Annotated in this window: 21 protein-coding genes; 14 read left to right on the top strand and 7 right to left on the bottom strand. The window is 59.8% G+C overall.

Annotation, left to right across the window (positions count from 1 at the left end; all coding sequences use genetic code 11):
• Window positions 1–53: 53 nt before the first annotated feature.
• Window positions 54–812: a flagellar basal body P-ring formation chaperone FlgA gene (gene flgA / locus QMK54_RS24080; protein ID WP_320401464.1), complete on the bottom strand. Its 759-nt coding sequence runs from the start codon at window positions 810–812 to the stop codon at window positions 54–56.
• Between the two features lie 83 nt (window positions 813–895).
• Between flgA and QMK54_RS24075 the strand changes: the two genes are divergently transcribed.
• From QMK54_RS24075 to flgE, 7 genes are all read left to right on the top strand, one after another.
• Window positions 896–1,828, top strand: a complete 933-nt coding sequence (locus QMK54_RS24075; RefSeq protein ID WP_007980130.1) for a chemotaxis protein CheV — start codon at window positions 896–898, stop codon at window positions 1,826–1,828.
• Between the two features lie 45 nt (window positions 1,829–1,873).
• Window positions 1,874–2,701 (top strand): protein-glutamate O-methyltransferase CheR, encoded by an 828-nt coding sequence (gene cheR, locus QMK54_RS24070; protein WP_110662516.1) that lies wholly within the window; start codon window positions 1,874–1,876, stop codon window positions 2,699–2,701.
• Window positions 2,702–2,823: 122 nt separating this feature from the next.
• Window positions 2,824–4,155 (top strand): IS4 family transposase, encoded by a 1,332-nt coding sequence (locus QMK54_RS24065; protein ID WP_320401463.1) that lies wholly within the window; start codon window positions 2,824–2,826, stop codon window positions 4,153–4,155.
• A gap of 345 nt (window positions 4,156–4,500) precedes the next feature.
• On the top strand, window positions 4,501–4,908 hold the full coding sequence (gene flgB / locus QMK54_RS24060; RefSeq protein ID WP_008051530.1) for a flagellar basal body rod protein FlgB: 408 nt from the start codon (window positions 4,501–4,503) through the stop codon (window positions 4,906–4,908).
• Between the two features lie 3 nt (window positions 4,909–4,911).
• Window positions 4,912–5,355, top strand: a complete 444-nt coding sequence (gene flgC / locus QMK54_RS24055) for a flagellar basal body rod protein FlgC (protein ID WP_007980123.1) — start codon at window positions 4,912–4,914, stop codon at window positions 5,353–5,355.
• A 15-nt stretch (window positions 5,356–5,370) separates the two neighbouring features.
• Window positions 5,371–6,093: a flagellar hook assembly protein FlgD gene (flgD, locus tag QMK54_RS24050; RefSeq protein WP_320401462.1), complete on the top strand. Its 723-nt coding sequence runs from the start codon at window positions 5,371–5,373 to the stop codon at window positions 6,091–6,093.
• A gap of 31 nt (window positions 6,094–6,124) precedes the next feature.
• Window positions 6,125–7,456 carry a flagellar hook protein FlgE gene (flgE, locus tag QMK54_RS24045; protein WP_317851686.1) on the top strand — a complete coding sequence of 444 codons (1,332 nt, stop codon included), beginning with the start codon at window positions 6,125–6,127 and terminating at the stop codon, window positions 7,454–7,456.
• Between the two features lie 176 nt (window positions 7,457–7,632).
• Here the strand turns inward: flgE and QMK54_RS24040 are convergent, their stop codons facing one another.
• Entirely contained in the window at window positions 7,633–10,527 is a 2,895-nt protein-coding gene (locus QMK54_RS24040) for a ribonucleoside-diphosphate reductase subunit alpha (RefSeq protein ID WP_320401461.1), read from the bottom strand.
• Between the two features lie 737 nt (window positions 10,528–11,264).
• On the opposite strand from QMK54_RS24040, the gene QMK54_RS24035 reads away from it, so the two are divergent.
• On the top strand, window positions 11,265–11,987 hold the full coding sequence (locus tag QMK54_RS24035) for a winged helix-turn-helix domain-containing protein (protein ID WP_110662302.1): 723 nt from the start codon (window positions 11,265–11,267) through the stop codon (window positions 11,985–11,987).
• Window positions 11,984–13,594, top strand: coding sequence for an ATP-binding protein (locus QMK54_RS24030; protein WP_103397728.1), 1,611 nt, complete (start codon window positions 11,984–11,986; stop codon window positions 13,592–13,594). The genes QMK54_RS24035 and QMK54_RS24030 overlap by 4 nt, the downstream gene beginning before the upstream one ends.
• Before the next feature lie 101 nt (window positions 13,595–13,695).
• On the opposite strand, the gene QMK54_RS24025 is transcribed toward QMK54_RS24030, so the two are convergent.
• Window positions 13,696–14,421 carry a 4'-phosphopantetheinyl transferase family protein gene (locus QMK54_RS24025; protein ID WP_320401460.1) on the bottom strand — a complete coding sequence of 242 codons (726 nt, stop codon included), beginning with the start codon at window positions 14,419–14,421 and terminating at the stop codon, window positions 13,696–13,698.
• 198 nt (window positions 14,422–14,619) lie between these two features.
• A complete protein-coding gene (locus tag QMK54_RS24020) occupies window positions 14,620–15,411 on the bottom strand; it encodes a dienelactone hydrolase family protein (RefSeq protein WP_320401459.1) in 792 nt (263 codons plus the stop codon).
• Between the two features lie 145 nt (window positions 15,412–15,556).
• On the opposite strand from QMK54_RS24020, the gene QMK54_RS24015 reads away from it, so the two are divergent.
• The 3 genes from QMK54_RS24015 to QMK54_RS24005 all read left to right on the top strand — a co-directional run bounded on the left by QMK54_RS24015 (window position 15,557) and on the right by QMK54_RS24005 (window position 18,383).
• Window positions 15,557–16,159 (top strand): hypothetical protein, encoded by a 603-nt coding sequence (locus tag QMK54_RS24015; RefSeq protein ID WP_110660824.1) that lies wholly within the window; start codon window positions 15,557–15,559, stop codon window positions 16,157–16,159.
• A 203-nt stretch (window positions 16,160–16,362) separates the two neighbouring features.
• Window positions 16,363–17,040 carry a response regulator transcription factor gene (locus tag QMK54_RS24010; RefSeq protein WP_320401458.1) on the top strand — a complete coding sequence of 226 codons (678 nt, stop codon included), beginning with the start codon at window positions 16,363–16,365 and terminating at the stop codon, window positions 17,038–17,040.
• The gene (locus QMK54_RS24005; protein WP_110660822.1) at window positions 17,037–18,383 is read left to right on the top strand and encodes an ATP-binding protein; all 1,347 of its coding nucleotides are present in this window, start codon (window positions 17,037–17,039) and stop codon (window positions 18,381–18,383) included. Before QMK54_RS24010 ends, QMK54_RS24005 begins: the two co-directional genes overlap by 4 nt.
• A 134-nt stretch (window positions 18,384–18,517) precedes the next feature.
• On the opposite strand, the gene QMK54_RS24000 is transcribed toward QMK54_RS24005, so the two are convergent.
• The gene (locus tag QMK54_RS24000) at window positions 18,518–19,516 is read right to left on the bottom strand and encodes an AraC family transcriptional regulator (protein WP_223594723.1); all 999 of its coding nucleotides are present in this window, start codon (window positions 19,514–19,516) and stop codon (window positions 18,518–18,520) included.
• A 338-nt stretch (window positions 19,517–19,854) separates the two neighbouring features.
• On the opposite strand from QMK54_RS24000, the gene QMK54_RS23995 reads away from it, so the two are divergent.
• Window positions 19,855–21,189: a dicarboxylate/amino acid:cation symporter gene (locus QMK54_RS23995; protein WP_110660820.1), complete on the top strand. Its 1,335-nt coding sequence runs from the start codon at window positions 19,855–19,857 to the stop codon at window positions 21,187–21,189.
• 144 nt (window positions 21,190–21,333) lie between these two features.
• Window positions 21,334–22,515, top strand: coding sequence for a CaiB/BaiF CoA transferase family protein (locus QMK54_RS23990; RefSeq protein WP_110660819.1), 1,182 nt, complete (start codon window positions 21,334–21,336; stop codon window positions 22,513–22,515).
• Between the two features lie 120 nt (window positions 22,516–22,635).
• Here the strand turns inward: QMK54_RS23990 and QMK54_RS23985 are convergent, their stop codons facing one another.
• Together QMK54_RS23985 and QMK54_RS23980 are read right to left on the bottom strand one after the other, a co-directional pair.
• Window positions 22,636–23,130 carry a SprT family zinc-dependent metalloprotease gene (locus tag QMK54_RS23985; protein ID WP_110662642.1) on the bottom strand — a complete coding sequence of 165 codons (495 nt, stop codon included), beginning with the start codon at window positions 23,128–23,130 and terminating at the stop codon, window positions 22,636–22,638.
• Between the two features lie 157 nt (window positions 23,131–23,287).
• Entirely contained in the window at window positions 23,288–23,890 is a 603-nt protein-coding gene (locus QMK54_RS23980) for a Yip1 family protein (protein WP_103397719.1), read from the bottom strand.
• Window positions 23,891–24,037: the final 147 nt, after the last annotated feature.

Here is a 24,037-nt window from a genome sequence, read left to right as displayed (position 1 = left end):
CACAGTCTAGGGAACAGCCGCGGCAAGCGCCACATTCTGATGAGCAGAGAGCCTTACATGGACACTTCCACCTGCCCTGGCGCCATGACCTGCGCCTTGATGACCCGTTGGGAGTTGAGGTTTTTCACCCGTATCTGTTCGCTCAGGCTGCCGTTTGACAGGGCTTCGCCTGGCATTCGCACGCTGAGCGTACCGCTGCGGGCAGTAATCACCACCTGATCACCCTTGCGGATAACCTCGGCCTGTTCGATATGCACCAGGGTAATTACCTGGTCGGCGACCATTGGTCGGGTCAGTCGCTGCCCGATCGCCTGGTCGAGGGAGGTCAGGTAGCCCTGGCTGATCAGGCTGATATCGCGCTCGCGCAGCACCACGTCGCCAGGCTCGACAATGGCGGCGCGGCGCAGTGGCCGGGCGGTGCTCACGACATCGCGAAACAGGCGGACTTGAGCGGGTACGAACACGGTCCAGGGGGAGGCGCCCTCGCAGCGCACCTTGACCGTGACCCGTCCCAGTGGCTTGGGACTCTCCAGCGTTGCTGTCAATTCCTTGTCGCACATCGGCATGTGCATGCGCGGATCAAGCTGCTTGACCTCGATCTCGTAGCGACCTTCCGTTTGACTGGTAGCCAGATAGTCTTCTACGGTGAATTCAAGAAAGCCCTGAGTGACGCCGATAAGCATGTCAGGCAAGGTAACCGCGTCAGCAAGGGCAGGGCTGCCAACGTTGAACAGGCAAACAGCCGCCAGCACGCCGAGTAATTTGCGATAGGGTGTGATCAGGCGTCGAAAAAATGTCGGTTCTGTGTTCATAACGATTAAAAAAGCAAGCGCCGTGCCGTTCAGTGATGAAGGTGCGTCGCAACAACACTTGGCGTTGGTGTAGGAGTCTGGGCATGGCTGGTGTAATGGATTCGGTAAACCAGCGCACGCAACTGGTGGGGCAGAATCGCCTTGAGCTGTTGTTGTTCCGTCTCGACGGCCAGCAGCTATACGGGATCAACGTCTTCAAGGTTCGGGAGGTGCTGCAATGCCCCAAACTGACGCTGATGCCCAAGTCCAGTCCTGTCGTGTGCGGCGTGGCGAACATCCGGGGGGCGACCATTCCGATCCTTGATCTGGCGATGGCGACCGGCTCCGGTGCTTTGAAGGACAAGAACAACCCCTTCGTGATCATCACGGAGTACAACACCAAGACCCAGGGTTTCCTGGTCCGCTCGGTGGAACGCATCGTCAACATGAACTGGGAGGAGATCCATCCGCCACCCAAGGGCACCGGACGCGATCACTACCTGACGGCGGTGACGCGGGTCGACAATCAGTTGGTCGAAATCATCGACGTCGAAAAAGTGTTGGCGGAAGTGGCGCCGACGCCGGAAGCGATTTCCGTCGGCGTGGTGGATGTCGAAACCCAGCACAAGGCGCTGTCGTTGCGCGTGCTGACGGTCGACGACTCGTCGGTGGCGCGCAAGCAGGTCACGCGTTGCCTGCAAACGGTCGGCGTCGAAGTGGTGGCGTTGAACGACGGTCGGCAAGCGCTGGACTACCTGCGCAAACTGGTCGACGAGGGCAAGAAGCCGGAAGAAGAGTTCCTGATGATGATCTCCGACATCGAGATGCCGGAGATGGACGGGTATACCCTGACGGCGGAAATCCGCAACGACCCGCGCATGCAAAAGCTTCATATCATCCTGCATACTTCGTTGTCGGGGGTTTTCAATCAGGCGATGGTCAAGAAGGTCGGTGCCGATGACTTCCTGGCCAAATTCCGTCCTGATGACCTGGCATCCCGGGTAGTCGACCGGATCAAAGCAGCAGATATCAGCTAGGGGCCCGCGCCCCTGGCAGTCAACACGATTTAAGAGGCGGCATCATTGTCTACGGGTAATTTGGATTTCGAACAGTTCCGGGTATTCCTGGAAAAAGCCTGTGGCATTTTGCTCGGTGAAAACAAGCAATACCTGGTCTCCAGCCGTCTCAACAAACTGATGGAACAGCAAGGCATCAAGTCTTTGGGTGAGCTGGTTCAGCGCATGCAGACCCAGCCGCGCAGCGGTTTGCGCGAGCAGGTGGTGGATGCCATGACCACCAACGAAACCCTGTGGTTTCGTGATACCTACCCGTTTGAAGTCTTGAAGAACAAGGTACTGCCCGAAGCGATCAAGGCCAGTCCCGGCCAGCGCCTGCGCATCTGGTCGGCGGCATGCTCGTCGGGCCAGGAACCGTATTCGCTGTCGATGTCCATCGACGAGTTCGAGCGGGTCAACATGGGGCAGTTGAGGATGGGCGTGCAGATCGTTGCCACCGATCTGTCCGGCACCATGCTGAACAACTGCAAGACCGGCGAGTACGACAGCCTGGCCATCGGCCGCGGCCTGTCGCCCGAGCGCCTGCAGCGTTATTTCGATCCGAAAGGACCGGGACGCTGGGCGATCAAGGCGCCGATCAAGAGCCGGGTGGAGTTCCGCTCGTTCAACCTGCTGGACAGCTACGCAGCCCTGGGCAAGTTCGACATCGTGTTCTGCCGCAACGTATTGATCTACTTCTCCGCCGAGGTGAAGAAGGACATCCTGTTGCGCATCCACAGTACGTTGAAGCCGGGCGGTTACCTGTTCCTCGGTGCTTCCGAAGCGCTGAACGGTTTGCCGGATCATTACCAGATGGTCCAGTGCAGCCCGGGGATCATTTACCAGGCGAAGTGATTTGTTGGTGTTGTCAAAAAACGGGAGCCCTTTGGGGTAATGCCGATCAGTTAAGCCTTCTCGCTTGACCTTTGGCCGCAAGAAATCAAAATCCGATGCCTGTACTGGCATCGGATTTTTTTATGCGTCTCGCTCGGGCACTGGAACTGACCCACAACATCGCCTCCACTCCCAACACCATCGAGGGATTGGATTCCTTACTCGACCCTTCTTTGGTCGAACAGGCACTTGAGCAGGCCGGTGTAGCTACCCTGCGCAAGCGGCGTTTGCCGCTGGAAATGATGCTTTGGTGCGTGATCTCCATGGCGTTCTTTCGACGTATGTCGGCCTGGGATGTGGTCAGCCGCATGAACATCATGCTGCCGGGACAGCGTCCGCTGGTAGCGCCCAGCGCCGTAGTCCAGGCCCGTCAGCGATTAGGCAGCGAAGCTGTACGACAGGTCTTCGATCTGACTCAGAAAAGTTGGCATGAAGCAGCCGCTCATCCAACTTGGGCCGGTTTGCGCTTACTGGGCGTCGACGGTGTCGTCTGGCGAACACCCGATACCCCCGAAAACCGTGCGCATTACGACTCGGCCAGTAACCAGCATGGCGACACTGGTTTCCCTCAGGTGCGCATGGTCTGCCAAATGGAGTTGACCAGTCACTTGCTGATCGGCAGCGCGTTTGACGGCTATCGCAGCAACGAAATGAAGCTGGCAGAACAACTGATCGAAACCACGCCCGATCACTCGTTGACGCTGTTCGATCGCGGCTTTTATTCCTTGGGTTTGCTGCACCAGTGGCAGCAGGCCGGCTCCGAGCGCCATTGGCTGATGCCATTGCGCAAAGGTGCGCAGTACGAAGTGGTTCAGCGTCTGGGTCGCCAGGATGCGGTGGTTTCGTTAAGCACTTCGCCGCAGGCTCGCAAGCAATGGCCGGGGCTGCCGGAGCGTCTGACCGCGCGACTCCTGAGCAAAACCGTCAAAGGCAAGGTATGTCAGATCCTGACCTCAATGGCCGACCCGCTGCGCTTCCCGTCCGACGAAATCGTTGATCTGTACAGTCAGCGATGGGAGATCGAATTAGGCTTTCGGGAAATGAAACAGACGCTGCTCAACAGCAGCTATACGTTGCGCAGCAAAACGCCCGAGATGATCGAGCAGGAATTATGGGGAGTGTTGTTGGGCTACAACTTGTTGCGCTATCAAATGGTGGAAATGAGTCGCCACTGCCCCGGCATTTACCCATGTGAAATGAGTTTTACCGCCTGCACCTGGGCGATCCTCGGGTTTATCAACAGCGTCTCGGCCGACCGCTCCGGGAACATCCCCAAGTACCTGGCCGAGCTGCATGCCTCAGCCCCGCAGTATGTACTGCCTCATCGACGGGCGGAGCGCATTTACCCCCGGGCCATCAGGCTCAAATCCCCGAAGTATCCGATCAAAAATAAAAATGCCAGTCAGCTTAACTGACTGGCATTAGCCCTTTGGGGCTCCTTTTTTTGTGGCCGATAATTTCCAACTTACACCGCGTGCCCTTGTAGGAGCCGGCTTGCTGGCGATCCAGGCGCCGCGGTCATCCAGGCAGACTGTGTCATCGTTCATCGCCAGCAAGCCGGCTCCTACAAGGTGACACGGTGTTCTTTTGATCGTACCAAGCGGCAGAAAAGCGGCAGGCGGCGGAAAACCGTTGCCGCTTTTCTGGCATTGCCGCGTTGCCATGGCCGGCAAAGCCCCGGTTTCCGGGCTTTTTTGAATTGGCATGGGGCTTGCTAAGTTGATCCTACGAAAAATCAGGTCACCCGAAGGTTTCCCGACATGAGCATCAGCTTCGATAAAGCGCTCGGTATCCACGAACAAGCCCTGGGCTTCCGCGCCCAGCGTGCCGAAGTCCTGGCCAACAACATCGCCAACGCCGATACCCCGAACTACAAGGCTCGGGATCTGGACTTTTCGAAAGTGCTCGCCGAGCAGAACGAGAAAACCAAGAGCGGCACTTTCGCCTTGAACATGACCAACAGCCGTCATATCGAAGCTGAAGGCCTGGGCAATGGCGACGAGTCGTTGCTGTATCGCACGCCAATGCAACCGTCGATCGACCAGAACACCGTGGACGCTCAGCTGGAGCAGTCGAACTACGCGGAGAACGCGATCGGCTTCCAGGCCAGCTTCACCCTGCTCAACAGCAAATTCAAAGGGCTGGTATCAGCCCTGCGCGGAGAGTAAGCCATGTCTCTATCCAGTGTTTTCAACATTGCCGGTAGCGGCATGAGTGCGCAGACCACGCGTTTGAACACCGTCGCTTCGAACATCGCCAACGCCGAGACGGTTTCGTCGAGCATCGACCAGACCTACCGCGCGCGTCACCCGGTATTCGCCACCATGTTCCAGGGCGGCCAGAGCGGCGGCAGCGACTCGCTGTTCCAGAGCCAGGATGCCGCCGGCCAAGGCGTGCAGGTACTGGGCGTGGTCGAAGACCAGAGCAACCTCGAGGCACGCTACGAGCCGAATCATCCGGCAGCCGATGCCAAGGGCTACGTCTACTACCCGAACGTCAACGTGGTTGAAGAAATGGCCGACATGATTTCCGCGAGCCGTTCCTTCCAGACCAACGCCGAAATGATGAACACCGCCAAAACCATGATGCAGAAGGTCCTGACCCTCGGTCAGTGATAAGGGGCGACTCACATGAGTGTTAGCGATTCCACCAGCGGTTTGAGCCTCAACGACATCCTGGCCAACTCCTCGATCAAGACCAACACCACGACTGACGGCCTCGCGTCGGCAGCCGGTAGCGCTTCGGGCAACAAGGCGCTGGGCAAGGATGCGTTCCTGCAATTGCTGGTGACCCAGCTGAAAAACCAGAACCCGCTGGAGCCCCAGGACAACGGCGCGTTCGTGGCCCAGTTGGCGCAGTTCAGCAGCCTGGAAGGCATCACCACGCTCAACGATACCGTGAGCGGCCTGGCCAGCAACTACAACTCGTCCCAGGCCTTGCAGGCGTCGTCGCTGGTGGGCCGTTCGGTCATCGCGCCGGGCGACAAGGCCGTGGTCGATACCACCAAGAGCCTCAGCGGCACGGTGGTGGTTCCGTCTTCGGTGGCGTCCGCCACCTTGAAGATCACCGACTCGACCGGCAAGACCGTGCGCACCATCGACCTCGGTTCGCAGAAGGCCGGCAACGCCAGCTTCATCTGGGACGGCAAGAACGATGCGGGTGAGACGGTACCTGCCGGTACCTACACCTTCGGCGCCACGAGCACGATCGATGGCAAGTCCGTCGCGTTGATCACCAACCTGCCCGCGACCGTCAACAGCGTGACCATCAGCCAGACCGGCGGTGAGTTGATGCTCAATCTGGCCGGGCTGGGCAGCGTTGCCCTGTCCAAAGTACAAACCATTGGTATGTAAAGCCGACTAACCCGGCATAAAGGAGTGGATGATGTCTTTCAATATCGGCCTTAGCGGTCTCTTTGCAGCCAACAAACAACTGGACGTTACCGGCAACAACATCGCCAACGTCGCGACCACCGGTTTCAAATCGTCCCGTGCAGAATTCGAAGACGTGTACTCGGCGACCCGCCTGGGCACCGGCAGCAAGACCGTCGGCAACGGCGTGCGCCTGGCCAACGTTTCCCAGCAGTTCACCCAGGGTGACGTGAGCAACACCGGCAACGTGCTCGACATGGGTATCCAGGGTAGCGGCTTCTTCGTCATGAGCAACAACGGTTCGCTGACCTACACCCGTGCCGGTACGTTCAAGACCGACAAGGACGGCTACGTCACCAACAGCGACGGCACTGCCCGCCTGCAAGGCTACGGTGTAGATGCCAACGGCAAGATCGTCAACGGCGTGCTGACCGACCTGCGGATCGACACCTCCAACCTGGCGCCGAAGTCCACCAGCAGCGTGTCATCGATCATCAACCTGAACTCCACGGCGCCGGTGATCGACCAGACAGTTGCGGCGAACAAGTTCGATCCGTCCAAGACCGAGACCTTTACCAAGTCGTTCAGCACCCCGGTCTTCGATACTCAGGGTAACCAGCACCCCATGGATCAATACATGGTCAAGACTGGTCCGAATACTTGGGACACCTACACGCTGATCGATGGTCGCAACCCCGATGGCAGTGATCCAACCGTTACCGCTCCGGTTCCTTCGACCATGACGTTCGATTCCGCCGGCAAACTGACTTCGGTCAGCACACCGGTGACGCCGCCGACCACACCACCGACTTCGGTGATCAGCAGTGACCTGAAGATCACCAACTGGACCCCAGGCAGTGTCACCAATGGCGTCTGGACGGCCAACGGCGCGTCAGCCGACCCGGCTGGCGTGACCATCGCCATGGCCAGCACCACCCAGTTCAACGCCGACACCGCGCGTTCGATTCCATCGCAGAACGGTTATGCCACTGGCCAGATCACCAACCTGACCATCGACGGCAGCGGTGTGTTGCTGGCCAACTTCAGCAACAACCAGACCAAGCCCATCGGCCAGATCTCCCTGGCCAGCTTCACCAACGAGCAAGGCCTGCAGCCGGTAGGCGGCACCAGTTGGAAAGAGACCTACACATCGGGCATCCCGGGCTACGATGCGCCGCAGACTGGCACCCTGGGTTCGATCGTTTCCAACTCCCTGGAAGAGTCCAACGTCAACCTGACCAACGAACTGGTCGACCTGATCAAGGCGCAGAGCAACTACCAGGCGAACGCCAAGACCATCTCCACCCAGAGCACCATCATGCAGACCATCATCCAGATGGCTTGATGCTGGAAAGTGCTGCACAAAAAAGCCCCTCGAGAGAGGGGCTTTTTTGTGCTCGTGAAACCTGTAGGTGTAGGAGCGAGCTTGCTCGCGATGGTCGTCAACGATAACGCGTGTTGTCTGAAAACACGCGGCGGCCTCAAGACCATCGCGAGCAAGCTCGCTCCTACAGGCTCAGCTTACTGGCAAGCTTCGCAATCCGGTTCGTCGATGGCGCAAGCCTTCGGCACTGGAGCAGGGCCGGCAGGTGCTGCCAGGACCGAATCTTCACCGTGGTTGCCGCCGCTGGAAACAGCGTTCAGCTTGCCGGTGTTGATGGTCGACTTCTCGGTGCTGGTCGCGGCCAGGGCACGGAGGTAGTAAGTGGTTTTCAGGCCACGGTACCAGGCCATGCGGTAGGTCACGTCCAGCTTCTTGCCCGAGGCGCCGGCGATGTACAGGTTCAGCGACTGGGCCTGGTCGATCCACTTCTGGCGACGGCTGGCGGCGTCGACGATCCACTTGGTGTCCACTTCGAAGGCGGTCGCGTAGAGCTCTTTGAGTTCTTGCGGGATGCGCTCGATCTGCTGCACCGAACCGTCGTAGTACTTCAGGTCGTTGATCATGACCGAGTCCCACAGACCGCGAGCCTTGAGGTCGCGAACCAGGTACGGGTTGATCACGGTGAATTCGCCCGACAGGTTCGATTTCACATAGAGGTTCTGGTAGGTCGGTTCGATCGACTGCGAGACGCCGGTGATGTTGGCGATGGTCGCGGTCGGTGCGATGGCCATGATGTTCGAGTTACGGATGCCTTTCTGTACACGGGCGCGAACCGGTGCCCAGTCCAGGGATTCGTTCAGGTCGACATCGATGTACTTCTGGCCACGGGCCTCTATCAGGATCTGTTGCGAATCCAGCGGCAGGATGCCCTTGGACCACAGCGAACCCTGGAAGGTGTCATAGGCGCCACGCTCATCGGCCAGGTCGCAGGAAGCCTGGATCGCGTAGTAGCTGACCGCTTCCATCGACTTGTCGGCGAACTCGACGGCAGCGTCGGAACCGTAAGGGATGTGCTGCAGGTACAGCGCGTCCTGGAAGCCCATGATGCCCAGGCCGACCGGACGGTGCTTGAAGTTGGAGTTCTTCGCTTGCGGCACCGAGTAGTAGTTGATGTCGATCACGTTGTCGAGCATGCGCACGGCGGTGTTCACGGTGCGTTGCAGCTTGGCGGTGTCCAGCTTGCCGTTGACGATGTGGTTCGGCAGGTTGATCGAGCCCAGGTTGCAAACGGCGATCTCGTCCTTGTTGGTGTTCAAGGTGATCTCGGTGCACAGGTTCGAGCTGTGGACCACGCCCACGTGCTGCTGCGGGCTGCGCAGGTTGCACGGGTCCTTGAAGGTCAGCCATGGGTGGCCGGTTTCGAACAGCATGGACAGCATCTTGCGCCACAGGTCTTTGGCCTGGATGGTCTTGAACAGCTTGACCTTGCCCGGGTACTCGGTCAGGGCTTCGTAGTACTCGTAGCGCTCTTCGAAGGCCTTGCCGGTCAGGTCGTGCAGGTCCGGTACTTCGGACGGCGAGAACAGGGTCCACTTGCCGTCATCGAAGACGCGCTTCATGAACAGGTCAGGGATCCAGTTGGCGGTGTTCATGTCGTGGGTACGACGACGGTCATCACCGGTGTTCTTGCGCAGCTCGATGAACTCTTCGATGTCCATGTGCCAGGTTTCCAGGTAGGCACAGACAGCGCCTTTGCGCTTGCCACCCTGGTTAACGGCAACGGCGGTGTCGTTCACTACTTTCAGGAACGGTACGACGCCCTGGGACTTGCCGTTGGTGCCCTTGATGTACGAACCCAGCGCACGAACCGGAGTCCAGTCGTTGCCCAGGCCGCCAGCAAATTTCGACAGCATGGCGTTGTCGTGGATCGCGTGGTAGATGCCCGACAGGTCATCCGGCACGGTGGTCAGGTAGCAGCTCGACAGCTGTGGACGCAGGGTACCGGCGTTGAACAGGGTCGGAGTCGAAGCCATGTAGTCGAAGGACGACAGCAGGTTGTAGAACTCGATCGCGCGATCTTCTTTGTTCTTCTCTTCGATCGCCAGGCCCATGGCCACGCGCATGAAGAAGATCTGCGGCAGTTCGAAGCGGATACCGTCCTTGTGGATGAAGTAACGGTCGTACAGGGTCTGCAGGCCCAGGTAGGTGAATTGCTGGTCGCGCTCGTGGTTGATCGCCTTGCCCAGTTTTTCCAGGTCGAAGGAGGCCAGCACTGGGTTCAGCAGTTCGAACTCGATACCTTTGGCGATGTAGGCCGGCAGTGCCTTGGCGTACAGGTCGACCATCTCGTGGTGAGTGGCGCTCTCGGCCACTTCGAGGAAGCCCAGGCCTTCGGCACGCAAGGTGTCCATCAGCAGGCGCGCGGTCACGAACGAGTAGTTCGGCTCGCGTTCAACCAGGGTACGGGCGGTCATCACCAGGGCGGTGTTGACGTCGTTCAGGGCTACGCCGTCGTACAGGTTCTTCAGGGTTTCGCGCTGGATCAGGTCGCCGTCGACTTCTTCCAGGCCTTCGCACGCTTCGGTGACGATGGTGTTCAGGCGACCCATGTCCAGAGGAGCAAAGGTGCCGTCGGCACGGGTGATGCGGATCGACGGGTGAGCGTTGACCGCTTCCTCGGCCGGCGCGTGGGCGGCACGTTCTTTCGAACGACCGTCACGGTAGATCACGTAGTCGCGAGCCACTTTCTGCTCGCCGGCGCGCATCAGGGCCAGTTCGACCTGGTCCTGGATTTCTTCGATGTGGATGGTGCCGCCCGATGGCATGCGACGCTTGAAGGTCGCGGTGACCTGTTCGGTCAGGCGGGCAACAGTGTCGTGGATTCGCGACGAGGCAGCAGCGGTGCCGCCTTCAACTGCGAGAAACGCTTTGGTGATGGCGACGGTGATTTTGTCATCGGTGTAGGGAACGACAGTGCCGTTACGCTTGATCACGCGCAGTTGGCCAGGCGCGGTGGCGGACAGATCCGAATTCGAATCAGCGGCCTGCGGCAAGGTGCCCTGCGGGTTCTCGCGAGTTGTGTCGGTTTGCATGGGGGGGTGTCTCCACATTCTCTATGTTTGTTTGGGCACCATCACGGTGCCCACCGTTCTGTCCTGAAGCACTACAACCGACTTGGCGTCGGGCATAACAACTTCGGGACAGTAGGAAAAAGGCTAATGATGCCGCTTCCGTGCCGAAGTCTTTGGCCCCGAGCCTGAGCTCGAAGCCGGATTCCTTTCTGGGGTGCCAGTCATGACTGCAACACCCGTACCGTTCCGGCCATGCGGGCCTGAAAAAACGGTGCCATCCGCCTGTGCGGTTTGGGCTTGTAAAATCGTGCTTGGTTCAACCATAAACTGGCAATAAAGCGCTTGAGTTTGTGGTCTGAAATGTGGTTGGGCTTTTAAGCTAAAACCCTACATGTAGGGTTTTTTTAGCGCCCAGGTACAAGATAATGCGTTTTTGAGGGGGTTGCAACGTACTGCCTGTGGATAAACCTGTGCGTAAATTGTGTGTGAAAGATGGAACGGGCGTGTAGGCCGCGAGCTAGCTGGAGCGGACTGTTTTTCACTGATTTTCAGCGATTGAAAACAGCCGTTCGGATTTTTAAGGGCGCGAACCCTATCACAAAAAACACTGTTGTCCGAACGCATTTGCCCGCTTGTGTTCTCGACGGGCGGCGTTTATACAATCGGCCCAGCGTGTATACATATTTGTCCCCCCGAATCATTACAAAAAGACGGGCGGATCCTTCCTTATTAGTGTTTTTGGCAAGCAGAGGTCACCCGTGGAGCAAGAAGCCTGGCAGGTATTGATTGTGGAGGACGACCAGCGACTGGCCGAACTGACCCGCGATTACCTGGAAGCCAATGGCCTGCGTGTATCGATCGAAGGGGATGGTGCCCTCGCTGCGAACCGCATCATCAAGGAACAACCGGACCTGGTGATCCTCGACCTGATGCTCCCCGGTGAAGATGGCCTGAGCATTTGCCGCAAGGTCCGCTCCCGCTACGACGGCCCGATCCTGATGCTCACCGCCCGCACCGATGACACCGACCAGATTCTCGGCCTGGACCTGGGTGCTGACGACTACGTGTGCAAACCGGTACGGCCACGCCTGCTGCTGGCGCGCATCCAGGCGTTGCTGCGGCGCAGTGAAGCACCCGAAGTCGCCCCGGAAAAACAGCGGCGTCTGCAGTTCGGCCCGCTGATCGTCGACAACGCCCTGCGCGAAGCCTGGTTGCAGGGCAACGGCATCGAATTGACCAGCGCCGAATTCGACTTGCTCTGGCTGTTGGTGGCCAATGCCGGGCGCATTCTGTCCCGGGAAGAGATCTTTACCGCGCTACGGGGCATCGGTTATGACGGTCAGGACCGCTCCATCGATGTGCGCATCTCGCGTATCCGCCCGAAGATCGGCGATGACCCGGAGCATCCACGGCTGATCAAGACCGTGCGCAGCAAAGGCTATCTGTTCGTTCCCGAGGCTTGCGTAGACCCATCCCTGTGAACTCCATCTTCCTGCGCATCTATGGCGGCATGTGCGCCGCGTTGATTCTGGTGGCGGTGCTTGGCGTGCTGGCGTTGCACCTGCTCAATCAGGTGCGCAGCGAGCAGTACCGCGAGCGCCTGGCCCACGGCACGTTTTCGCTGATGGCCGACAACCTGCAACCGATGAACCAGACCGAACGCCACCGCGCCTTGCTGGTGTGGGAGCGCTTGCTGGGTATTCCGCTGGCGCTGAAAACCTTTGCCGAGACTGACCTCGACCTGACCCAGCGTACCCGTGTGTTGCGCGGCCAGGCATTGGTGGAACAGACCGGGCCGCACGCGGCGAAGGTCTACAAGCTGGTCAGCGACAAGGAACAGTTGATGCTCACCGGGGAAGTGCAGCAGATCAGCGAGCAACTGGCCCGGGCGACGATCTACCTGCTGACCGATGAACTGGTGCGCACCCCGGTCGCCGACCAGCCCTTGCGCCTGGCGCAATTGAAGGAGAACAAGGGGTTCGGCTTCGACCTGCGCCTGGTCACGGTAGATGAAGCCGATATGGACGAAGACCAGAGCCGTCGGGTGTCCGAGGGCGACACCGTGATGGCGCTGGGCAAGGGGGGCGATTCGATCCGGGTGTTTGCCGGCATGGTGGGCACGCCGTGGGTCCTGGAAATCGGCCCCCTGTACCAGATGAATCCTTATCCGCCGGAGTGGCTGGTGCTGATCGCCGCGCTGGGCCTGACGCTGATCGGTTTGATTGTCTATCTGTTGGTGCGTCAACTGGAGCGCCGCTTGCGCGGTCTGGAGGCCGCCGCCACGCGCATTGCCAAGGGCAGCCTGGAAACCCGCGTGCCGGCTCGCGGCGCGGACTCGGTGGGACGGTTGGCCTCGGCGTTCAACGGTATGGCCGAGCACTTGCAGCAGTTGCTGGCGATCCAGCGTGAACTGGTGCGAGCGGTGTCCCACGAGTTGCGCACGCCGGTGGCGCGCCTGCGCTTTGGCCTGGAAATGATCGGCTCGGCCACCACGCCGCAAGCCCTGGAAAAGTACTGCCAGGGCATGGATCACGACATCGAGGACCTCGACCGACTGGTGGACGAGATGCTGACCTATGCGCGGCTGGAGCAGGGCTCGCCGGCGCTGAACTTCCAGCGGATCGATCTGGATGCCTTGGTCAATCAGGTGATCGAAGAGCTGGCGCCGTTGCGCGCTGACGTCACGGTGCAGCGCGGGTTATGCCTGTCGGCGGCGGATAACGACGACGCCTGGGTCGAGGCCGAACCTCGCTATCTGCATCGGGCGATCCAGAACCTGGTGAGCAACGCCATGCGTCATGCGCAATCACGGGTGACCATCAGCTATCAGGTGGGGCAGCAGCGATGCCGGGTGGATATCGAGGATGACGGTCCGGGTGTGCCGGAGTCGGCGTGGGAGAAGATTTTTACGCCGTTTCTGCGACTTGATGACAGTCGCACCCGTGCTTCCGGAGGCCATGGGTTAGGCTTGTCCATTGTGCGACGTATCATCCATTGGCATGACGGGCGCGCGTTGATCGGCAAGAGCAAGAGCCTGGGCGGGGCGTGTTTCAGCCTGAGTTGGCCACGCAATCAGGAGAAGCGTTGAGATATGCGGTGGATGCTCGACCGCCATCGCCGGCAAGCCGGCTCCTACAAAAGTGAATACACCGCTGACCTGTAGGAGCCGGCTTGCCGGCGATGGCGTCCTCAGGCCTTGATACTGACCAGGCTCAACAATTGCCCATCCTTGACCCCGAACTGCGCATCCAGTTCGGTGCCGTTACGCCATTCGCTGGACAAATCCGTGAGCAGCCGCAAGCGCACCTCGCCCGACTCACGCCACTCCAGCACTTCGGCGTGTTCGAAATAAAAGCGTTTCTCAACGATCGGATAGAGCGCCTTGAACAGGCTTTCCTTGACCGAGAACGTCAGGGTGATCAGCAACGCCATTTGTTCGCGAGGACCGGCCGCCATGCGCTGTAGCTCCGGCGGGTTGAGGATTTCGCTGGCCAGGCGTTCGGCCCGATCGGCATTGAGCAGGTTTTCCAGGTCCATGCCCAGGCCGCGCCAATGGCTTTTGTTCGCCACGATGGCCGCCGCCCGGCCGGTGCTGTGGGTGATCGAGCCGGCGATATGAGCAGGCCAGACCGGTGCCCGATCTTCACCAATGGCCGGAATGAAGCTCAAGCCTTCGAGCCGCTGTAACGCGGCCCGGGCGCACACCCGCCCGGCGAGAAACTCCGCCTGCCGTTTGGCCACTGAGCGCTGGATGCTCGCGGGTACCTCGATGGCACTGCGCTGAAAGTCATCGCTGGTCAGTCGGGTGCTGTCGAAGTGAGTGCTCAACAGGACCGTATCGGGCAGCACAAATGGCAGCGGCCAATGGTCATCGAGGGGCGTGCAGCAGACGGGCAGGGCGGGGGCAGGATTCATGTCGGCATTTTGCCGATAAGCGCCAGGACTGGGTAGTAGTAGCGTGGCTTTTGTGGCGAGGGAGCTTGCTCCCGCTGGGTGGCAAAGCCACCCCCAAAACCTGCAGTCGCATTGTTGTGTCAGACAGGGCGCGGTTGCAGGATTTACGACTGCTTCGCAGCCGAACGGGGGCAAGCCCCCTCGCCACAGAGGGTGGTGTCAGCTGAAGATCTTCTTGAAAAACGCCTGCATGTCCGCCCAGGATTTTTCATCCGCCGCCTTGTTGTAACCGATGTCCGGCCCGCCATGATCGCCATGGCTCAACCGATCGGCATCCGGGTTGGTGAAACCATGCTTGGCGCCGTCGAGGCTGACGAATGTGTAGTCGGCCCCCGCCTTGTCCATCTCACTCTTGAAAGCGGTGATGTTTTCCGGGGTGACGATGCTGTCCAGCGCCCCGTGTTCCACGAGGATCTTCGCCTTCACGCTGCCGGGTGTTGCTGGCGTATTGGTCGCCAAGGCGCCATGGAAACTCACCACCCCCGCCAGTGGCACACCCTGGCGCGCGGCATTGAGCACCACGCCACCGCCGAAGCAGTAGCCGATGGCGGCGATCCTGTCCGGATCGGTTTGCGCTTGTTTTTTCAGCAGGTCGAGCCCGGCCTGGAACCTTGCGCTCGACACGGCACTGTCTTTTGCCACGGCTTGCATGAAGGCCATGGCATCTTTGGGGTGCTCGGTATTTTTGCCGTCGCCGTACATGTCAATGGCCAGGGCGCTATAGCCCAAGCCGGCGAGATCCCGGGCGCGACGCTTGGCGTAGTCGTTCAACCCCCAGAACTCATGCACTACCAACACCCCGGGGCGCGGGCCCTTGAGGGTGTCGTCGTAGGCGTAGTAGCCAATCATTTTTGTGCCATCGGCACTTTGGTAGGGGATTTCCCGAGTCTGGATGGCGGCCTGGCCGAGCCCGCTCAAGGCCATTAGGAGGACAGCGAAGAACATGCGCATGGTCGAATCTCCTGTTGAAACGTGTCGAAACATTCGCGAGGGGGCGGTTCAGCCCAGGTTCAGAGTGCGTTCAGGGGGAGTTCAGGGCGCGGTACGTAACCTTGCCCCGTACCCAAAAAACAAACGGCACATGAGGAACTCCCCAATGACTGGATTCAAAAAACTGCTACTGGCATTCACGGTTCTGGGCGCAAGCACCGCAGCCTTCGCGTCCGACGACAACTTCGCCAGCCTTACTCTTGGACAGACCAGCGACAAGGTCAAAAAATCCCACGCCCTGAACGATAACCTCAATCACCCGAACGCCGATGGCGTGATCGGCAAGGACACCACCTGGGGTGTTCGTCTGGGCCAGCAAAACACCCAGGGCCGCTACTACGCCACTTACGACAATGTGTCGGGCTCGCACAACGGCATTAAACTGCGTCAGGAAAACCTCCTGGGCAGCTACGATCTGTTCTACCCGGTGGGCGGCAGCACCAAGCTGTTCGGTGGTGCCACGGCCGGCCTGACCAAAATGACTCAGGAGTCGTCAGGCTTCAGCCGCGACAGTGATATCGGCTACGCCATCGGTGGCCAGGTGGGTGTGCTGCAACAGGTTTCGCAGAACACCTCGGTTGAACTGGGTTACCGTTACCTGCGCACTAACGCCAGCACCGAGATGAGTGAGCGCGGTGGCAGCAAGCAGGGTTCGCTGGACCTGACCAGCAGCGCCCAGACTTACCTGTCCGCCAACTACGCTTTCTGACAAGCGTTTGCGCCAACGCGATACCTGTAGGAGCGAGCTTGGTCGCGAAAGTGGTGTGTCAGGCAACATCAATGTTGACTGTGCCGCCGTCTTCGTCGGATCGCCGCCCGGAGCAAGCTCGCTCCTACAGTGACCATTGCCATGTTAGCTATTGAGGTGCGACGTTGCGCCTCTGGAGATGTTGATTTGCCCGGGAGAGCAATATGAAACTGCTGGTCGTCGAAGATGAAGCGCTGCTGCGTCATCACCTGCAAACCCGCCTGACGGAGAGCGGCCACGTGGTCGAGTCCGTGGCCAACGCCGAGGAGGCGCTGTACCAGACCGCCCAGTTCAACTTTGACCTGGCGGTAATCGACCTCGGTCTGCCGGGCATGAGCGGGCTCGACCTGATCCGCCAGTTGCGTTCAAGTGGCAAAACCTTCCCGATCCTGATCCTCACCGCGCGCGGTAACTGGCAGGACAAGGTCGAAGGCCTGGCCGCCGGTGCCGACGATTACGTGGTCAAGCCGTTCCAGTTCGAAGAACTGGATGCCCGCCTGAATGCCTTGCTGCGTCGCTCCAGTGGTTTCACCCAGTCGACCATCGTTGCCGGTCCCTTGCTGTTGGATCTTAATCGCAAGCAGGCGTCCCTCGATGACCAGCCATTGGCGCTGACCGCGTACGAATACCGCATTCTCGAATACTTGATGCGCCACCATCAGCAAGTGGTGCCCAAGGACCGCTTGATGGAACAGCTCTACCCCGATGACGACGAGCGTGATCCGAATGTGATCGAGGTGTTGGTCGGCCGTCTGCGCCGTAAACTGGAGGGGCCGGGCGGATTCAAGCCGATCGACACTGTGCGCGGCCTGGGCTACCTGTTCAATGAGCGTTGCACTTGATCCGTTCGCTGCGCATTCGCTTGATGCTCGCCGCCACGCTGTTGGCGGTGTTGTTCATGCTGGCGTTGCTGCCGGCGATGCAGGGTGCCTTCAGCCTGGCGCTGCAGGACTCCATCGAGCAGCGTCTGGCATCGGACGTGACCACGTTGATCTCCGCCGCCCGGGTGGAGAACAACAGCCTGCAGATGCCGGCGCAATTGCCCGACGAGCGCTTCAATCTCACCGACAGCCGACTGCTCGGTTACATTTATGACCGTGAAGGGCATCTGGTCTGGCGTTCGAAGGCGACCCAGGAAGAACGCATCAACTACAAGCCGCGCTATGACGGACGAGGCAACGAGTTCGCGCGGATCCGCGAAGCCAATGGCGAGGAGTTCTTCGTCTACGACGTCGAGGTCAAGTTGCTCGGCGGCAAAAGTGCAGCCTTCAGTATCGTTGCCCTGCAGCCGGTTCGCGAGTACGAACTGACCCTCGAAGGCCTGCGGGAAAATCTCTATCTGGGTTTTGGCGCGGCATTGCTGGTGCTGTTGGCATTGCTGTGGATCGGTCTGACCTGGGGCTTGCAGGCGTTGCGGCGCTTGAGCCAGGAACTGGACGAGATTGAAGGTGGTACACGAGAAAGCCTCAGTGAAGAACATCCCCGGGAATTGCTGCGCCTGACCGGTTCCCTCAACCGTTTGCTGCACAGTGAGCGTGAGCAGCGCAGTCGCTATCGTGATTCCCTCGATGACCTGGCCCATAGCCTGAAAACGCCGCTGGCGGTGTTGCAAGGCGTCAGTGAAGACATGGCCCAGCGTCCCGAAGATCGCGATCAGGCCTGGGTACTGCAAGCCCAGATCGAACGCATGAGCCAGCAGATCAGCTACCAGTTGCAGCGCGCCAGCCTGCGCAAAAGCGGTCTGGTACGTCATCAGGTGCGCTTGCATCCGGTGCTGAAAAGCCTGTGCGACACGCTGGACAAGGTCTATCGCGACAAGCGCGTGCACGTCGCGTTCGACCTGCCCGACCCGTGCTACGTACCGATCGAGCAGGGCGCTCTGCTGGAGATGATGGGCAACCTGCTGGAAAACGCCTATCGCCTGTGCCTCGGTGAAATACGCATCAGCGTGCGTGAAACCCTCAGTGGCACCGAGTTGTGTGTCGAGGACGACGGTCCCGGCGTACCGCAGGATCAGCGCGCACGGATTCTCGAGCGCGGCGAGCGTCTGGATCGTCAGCACCCGGGGCAGGGCATTGGCCTGGCGGTGGTCAAGGACATCATCGAGAGCTACAGCGCCCAACTGACCCTGGGTGATTCACCGATGGGCGGGGCGGCGTTCCGGATTCATTTTCCGGTGGTTTGACTTGAGGTTTGATGGTGCATTCGCTGGCCCCTTCGCGAGCAAGCCCGTTCCCACAAAGGCTTGCGAAAAACCTGTAGGAGCGAGCTTGCTCGCGAAGGGGCCAGTGAATTCACCCTGTAACTGAGCCTTGAACCTCAGTTTTCCTGCGCCCGATAAGCCCCTGGCGTCAGCCCCGTCCACTTCTTGAACGCCCGGTGAAACGCCGACGGCTCGGAAAACCCCAGCTGCTCGGCGATTTGTTGCAACGACAGGTCGGCACGGCTCAGGTGATAAATCGCGATGTCCCGACGCAACTGGTCCTTCAATTCCTGAAAACTCGAACCCTCTTCCCGCAAATGCCGGCGCAAGGTCTGTGGGCTGATGTGCAGGTGGGCGGCCACGGCTTCCAGGTCGGGCCAGTGTGAACTGTCGCGACTGAGCAAGCGCCGCAAACGGCTGCTCAAACTGTCGCCGTCATCCGGGCGCGAGAGCAGGTCGGCGGGGGAGCGTTCGAGGAAATGCTTGAGGGTGCGTTCGTCCTGCAGCAGCGGCATGGCCAGGTAACGGCTGTGAAACAGCAGGCTGCTCTGGTCCCTGGAAAACTCCAGTGGACAGGAAAACAGCAGGTCGTACTCGGCGCCGTGTTCAGGGCGCGGGTAGCTGAACGTGGCCTGTTCCAGGCGAATGCGCTGGCCGATCAGCCAACTGCCGAAACGGTGCCAGATCACCAGCAGGCTTTCGCTGAGGAAATGATCCGGGTCCCAAAACTGCGAGTCGTCGAGACTCAGGCGAACCCATTCATCTTCGCGGCTCAGGGTCAGGCGCGGAGCCCCGGGGAATAGGCTATAAAACAATAAGCCGCGATTGAGTGCCTTATCCAGGCTGCGGCAGTGAATCACGGCATGGCACATCATCGCGAAGCTGCCCGGCCTGCTCGGGGCTTGCCCGAACCCCAGGTACTCGTCGTCCAGTGCCAGCCATAAGGCCTGAATCAGTTGGGTGAATTGCTCAGGAGCGATGCGCGCCCGCGGCTCGTCCAGCAACTCGGGGCTGATCCCCAGTTGTTGTAGCAGTCCTGAATAGTCGTAGGCGTGTCGACGCGCGCCCCCGAGAACGGCGCGGGCGAAATGACTGGCGATGGTGCGTTCGCGCATGGCAGCAGATCTGACCGTTGAGCGACGGATGGTAGCTGCGCACTGCGGGCATGAACAGGGCGGATATCCGCCAAATTGCAGGATGACTTTTAATGGAAGGGCGGAAATCCGCCACATGCTTGTAACCGTCTGGTGACAGGGAATTTGCCGCGACCCCTGATATCAAAAGGCTTGCAGGGATTTTACCGAAGGTGGCACGGGCCTTGCGATACAACGAGTAGATGCCTGCCGTTGCGCAGCTCGAAAAAACAAATCCCTCCAGTGCAGGAGGGTTCGCAATTGCGGTGTTGCGGGCAACAGATGGATGTTGTCACCGGGCACCCTTGAGGAACTTTGCAATGACGACTCGTCAGCCACTGTACAAATCCCTGTATTTCCAGGTGATCGTTGCAATTGTCATCGGTATCGCGCTCGGTCACTTCTACCCACAGCTCGGCGTGGCCGTTAAGCCACTGGGTGACGGGTTCATCAAGCTGATCAAAATGATCATCGCCCCGATCATCTTCTGTACCGTTGTCAGCGGTATCGCCGGTATGCAGGACATGAAATCGGTCGGCAAGACCGGTGGCTACGCGCTGCTGTACTTCGAGATCGTTTCGACCATCGCACTGCTGGTCGGCCTGGTCGTGGTCAACATCGTGCAGCCGGGCAATGGCATGCACATCGATGTCGCCACCCTCGATGCCTCCAAGGTTGCCGCTTATGTTGCGGCCGGTGCTGACCAAAGCGTCGTCGGTTTCCTGCTGAACGTGATCCCGGCCACCATCGTCGGTGCCTTCGCCACCGGTGACATCCTGCAAGTGCTGATGTTCTCGGTGATCTTCGGTTTTGCCCTGCATCGCCTGGGTGCCTACGGCAAGCCGTTGCTGGACTTCATCGATCGCTTCGCCCACGTGATGTTCAACATCATCAACATGATCATGAAGCTCGCGCCAATCGGTGCCTTCGGCGCCATGGCGTTCACCATCGGTGCCTACGGTGTCGGCTCGCTGGTGCAGCTGGGTCAACTGATGGCCTGCTTCTATATCACTTGCCTGCTGTTCATCCTGGTCGTGCTGGGCTCCATCGCCCGCCTGCACGGTTTCAGCGTGCTGAAAATGATCCGCTACATCCGTGAAGAACTGCTGATCGTACTCGGTACTTCTTCTTCGGAATCGGTGCTGCCACGCATGCTGATCAAGATGGAGCGTCTGGGCGCGCAGAAATCTGTCGTGGGCCTGGTGATCCCGACCGGCTACTCGTTCAACCTCGACGGTACTGCGATCTACCTGACCATGGCCGCGGTGTTCATTGCCCAGGCCACCGATACGCACATGGACATCACGCACCAGATCACCCTGTTGGTCGTGTTGCTGCTGTCGTCCAAGGGGGCTGCGGGCGTGACCGGTAGCGGTTTCATCGTACTGGCTGCCACCCTGTCCGCCGTGGGTCACCTGCCGGTTGCCGGCCTGGCGCTGATCCTCGGTATCGACCGTTTCATGTCCGAAGCCCGTGCCTTGACCAATCTGGTCGGTAACGCCGTGGCCACCATCGTTGTGGCCAAGTGGGTCAAGGAACTGGACACCGATGTGCTGCAAGCTGAGTTGGCCTCGGGCGGTCGCGGCATTGCCGACGAGCCTAAGGGTGATGTTCTGGGCCACGTCGAAGGGGCAACCCCGACGAGCGCCAAGTAAGCCTTGTTGTAATGAAAAACCCGCTTAGGCGGGTTTTTTCATGCCTGCTGTTTGAGCACAACGGTCACTGCGCATGGCACATAAGGTGATTGCTGCAATGCCAATGGCTGCCTAGGCTGGGTGCATCGTTAAGGGAGAACATTCATGCTCGGTCCACTGGCATCACTCAAGGTTCTGGATTTCTCGACATTGCTGCCGGGGCCGTTCGCCTCGTTGTTGCTGGCGGACATGGGCGCCGAAGTGCTGCGTATCGAATCACCGACGCGCATGGATCTGCTGCGCGTGTTGCCGCCCCACGATCAAGGTGTGTCAGCCAGCCATGCCTACCTCAACCGCAACAAGCGCAGCCTCGCCCTGGACCTCAAACAGCCTGAAGCGCTGGAGGTGATCAGGTCGTTGCTGGAGGACTATGACATCGTGCTCGAGCAGTTCCGCCCGGGTGTCATGGAGCGTCTGGGCCTGGGTTACGAAGCCCTGAAGGCAATCAATCCAAAATTGATTTATGTGTCGATCACCGGCTACGGCCAGACCGGTCCCTACAAGGACCGCGCTGGCCATGACATCAACTACCTGGCCTTGTCCGGGCTGGCGAGTTACACCGGCCGGGCCGACAGTGGGCCGCTGCCGTTGGGCATGCAGGTAGCGGATGTCGCCGGTGGCTCGCTGCACGGAGTGATTGGCTTGCTGGCGGCGGTCATTGCCCGGCAGCAGACCGGTCAGGGCCAGCACCTGGATGTCAGCATGACCGACTGCGCGTTCAGCCTGAACGCGATGGCGGGTGCCGGGTATCTGGCCTGCGGTATCGAGCCGGGGCCGGAAAACCAGGCGCTCAATGGCGGCAGCTTCTACGATTACTACCGTTCCCGGGATGGGCGCTGGCTGTCGGTGGGTAGCCTGGAGCCGGCCTTCATGAAACAGTTGTGCACGGCATTGGGGTTAGAGGAATTGGCCGGCCTCGGCCTGTCACCGCAACCGGTGCACCAGAAGCAGCTTAAAGATGCGCTGAAGGTCGAATTCGAAAAGCACGACTTTGCCGAGTTGCGCGCGTTGTTCGCCGAACTGGACGCTTGTGTCGAGCCGGTGTTGAGTCTGGGAGAAGCGCTAAGTCATCCGCAGTTGCAGGCGCGGGAGTTGGTGGCCGATGTGCCTCGTGGTGATGGTTCGAGCCAGGCGCAGATGGCATGCCCGCTGAAGTTTTCCGATGGCTTGCCTGAGCCGAAGCATATCGGTGCGGCGTTGGGGCAGCATACGGATCAGGTGTTGGGGGAGTTGGGGTTCAGTGCTGAGCGGATTGCTCAATTGCGCTTCGCCAAGGTAATTCTCTAGCGTCTGCTCCGGCCTCTTCGCGGGCAAGCCCGCTCCCACACTGGTTTTGTGTCACGCCACAGATCCCCTGTGGGAGCGGGCTTGCTCGCGAAGGGGCCGATATGGCCACCACACATCCCGCTACTCGACCCGCATCTCCCCACTGAACACCAGGGTATGGCGACACCGCCGGCACAAGTACCGCCGACCCTGTCGAACCAGGCTATGGCGCTGGGCCGAGAACGGAAAGTCGCTGTCGACGCACGGGCACTTGTAGATGTAGCGGGTCACGCTGCGGCGTTTGACGTCATAGGTGTGGCAGCGGTTGGGCGGCAGTTCGTACACCCCGCGCATGATCAATTGCCACTCTTCGCCATGGGGCTGGATGCGGTCGCCGAACAGTTGGTGGGCGATCAGGTGCGCGACCTCATGGGCCACGGTCTGCTTGAGGAAATCTTCGGTGTTTTCCCGGTACAGCTGCGGGTTGAAGCGCAGCAGGTTCTCGTGCAAATGCGCGACACCGGCTTTTTGCCCACGCAGCTTGAGGCTCACCACGGGGCGCTTGAAAGGTCGTTTGAAAAAGGATTCAGCTAATTGGAAACAGTCTTCGACGCGGGTATTGAGTTGCTCGGGCATGCTTGATGGATCTCCAGAGCGCTCGAGTATGCCGTAACCCTCGGACCTTGCGAATCGCCAAGTTGCCGAATGGTCGTGTGCCGTCTCGTTGCTGAAGAATGAAAAGGCCGCCTTGCGGCGGCCCTTGTCGGCAGTTCTGATTTTCAGTGTTGTGCGTCTAGCTGGTATAGACCGGCCCCACGCCGAGTCCCCAGACAATCACAGTGAATGCCATGATGGCGACCAGCACCACCAGGCCTACGGCGAGAACCGAGCTTGAAAACAGGAAGCCCTCGTCAGATGGAATGTTCATGAACGTCGGTAAACCCACGTACAGCAAGTACACCGTGTAGCAGATGGCGGCGGTGCCGATGATCATCCCCAGCCACAAGTGCGGGTACAAGGCGGCGAGGCCACCGATGAACAGCGGTGTAGCGGTGTAGGTTGCAAACGCAATGCAGCGGGCGAGGCTTGGGTTGGCGTCATAAGTGCGGGCCATCCAGTGGATGAATGCGCCCATGACCGCGACACCCCCGAGCATCGCCAGATACGACATGACCGTCATCCATATCGCGCTTTCTACGGTCAGCATCACGGGAGGCCGATTGCCGATGACCCAGCCGACCTGCGTGGTGCCAATGAAGGCCGACACTGCGGGGATCGCCGCCAGGATCAGGGTATGAGTCAGGTACATGTGGCTGATGCTTTCCTCCTGGTCGCCACGGATTTCTTTCCATTCTTGGTCAGGGTGGGTGAAGAGCCCCACTACGTGATGGATCATGCCAGTCACTCCTCTTGTCTTTACCGTCGCCCCCCAGTGGAGCGCCTACGGGCCAATGCGGCCAAGCAAGTCACAGGTCTGAAATTTGTATGCGACCTTATGTCGCAGTATAGGGAGGAGTTTCCCCAGAGGGAGTAGGGGCTTTAG

The sequence above is a fragment of the Pseudomonas sp. P5_109 genome (assembly GCF_034009455.1).
Lineage (GTDB): Bacteria > Pseudomonadota > Gammaproteobacteria > Pseudomonadales > Pseudomonadaceae > Aquipseudomonas.
This window is presented reverse-complemented; position numbering and strand designations above follow the sequence as displayed.

Bases quoted from the DNA above. Each gene is read 5' to 3' on its own strand.
- flgE (WP_317851686.1), top strand. From the start codon at position 6,125: ATGTCTTTCAATATCGGCCTTAGCGGTCTCTTTGCAGCCAACAAACAA.
- QMK54_RS24015 (WP_110660824.1), top strand. From the start codon at position 15,557: ATGACTGGATTCAAAAAACTGCTACTGGCATTCACGGTTCTGGGCGCA.
- QMK54_RS23980 (WP_103397719.1), bottom strand. From the start codon at position 23,890: ATGATCCATCACGTAGTGGGGCTCTTCACCCACCCTGACCAAGAATGG.
- QMK54_RS24020 (WP_320401459.1), bottom strand. From the start codon at position 15,411: ATGCGCATGTTCTTCGCTGTCCTCCTAATGGCCTTGAGCGGGCTCGGC.
- QMK54_RS24025 (WP_320401460.1), bottom strand. From the start codon at position 14,421: ATGAATCCTGCCCCCGCCCTGCCCGTCTGCTGCACGCCCCTCGATGAC.
- QMK54_RS24065 (WP_320401463.1), top strand. From the start codon at position 2,824: ATGCGTCTCGCTCGGGCACTGGAACTGACCCACAACATCGCCTCCACT.
- QMK54_RS24075 (WP_007980130.1), top strand. From the start codon at position 896: ATGGCTGGTGTAATGGATTCGGTAAACCAGCGCACGCAACTGGTGGGG.
- QMK54_RS23995 (WP_110660820.1), top strand. From the start codon at position 19,855: ATGACGACTCGTCAGCCACTGTACAAATCCCTGTATTTCCAGGTGATC.
- QMK54_RS23985 (WP_110662642.1), bottom strand. From the start codon at position 23,130: ATGCCCGAGCAACTCAATACCCGCGTCGAAGACTGTTTCCAATTAGCT.
- QMK54_RS24010 (WP_320401458.1), top strand. From the start codon at position 16,363: ATGAAACTGCTGGTCGTCGAAGATGAAGCGCTGCTGCGTCATCACCTG.
- QMK54_RS23990 (WP_110660819.1), top strand. From the start codon at position 21,334: ATGCTCGGTCCACTGGCATCACTCAAGGTTCTGGATTTCTCGACATTG.
- flgB (WP_008051530.1), top strand. From the start codon at position 4,501: ATGAGCATCAGCTTCGATAAAGCGCTCGGTATCCACGAACAAGCCCTG.
- QMK54_RS24040 (WP_320401461.1), bottom strand. From the start codon at position 10,527: ATGCAAACCGACACAACTCGCGAGAACCCGCAGGGCACCTTGCCGCAG.
- flgD (WP_320401462.1), top strand. From the start codon at position 5,371: ATGAGTGTTAGCGATTCCACCAGCGGTTTGAGCCTCAACGACATCCTG.
- flgC (WP_007980123.1), top strand. From the start codon at position 4,912: ATGTCTCTATCCAGTGTTTTCAACATTGCCGGTAGCGGCATGAGTGCG.
- QMK54_RS24000 (WP_223594723.1), bottom strand. From the start codon at position 19,516: ATGCGCGAACGCACCATCGCCAGTCATTTCGCCCGCGCCGTTCTCGGG.
- flgA (WP_320401464.1), bottom strand. From the start codon at position 812: ATGAACACAGAACCGACATTTTTTCGACGCCTGATCACACCCTATCGC.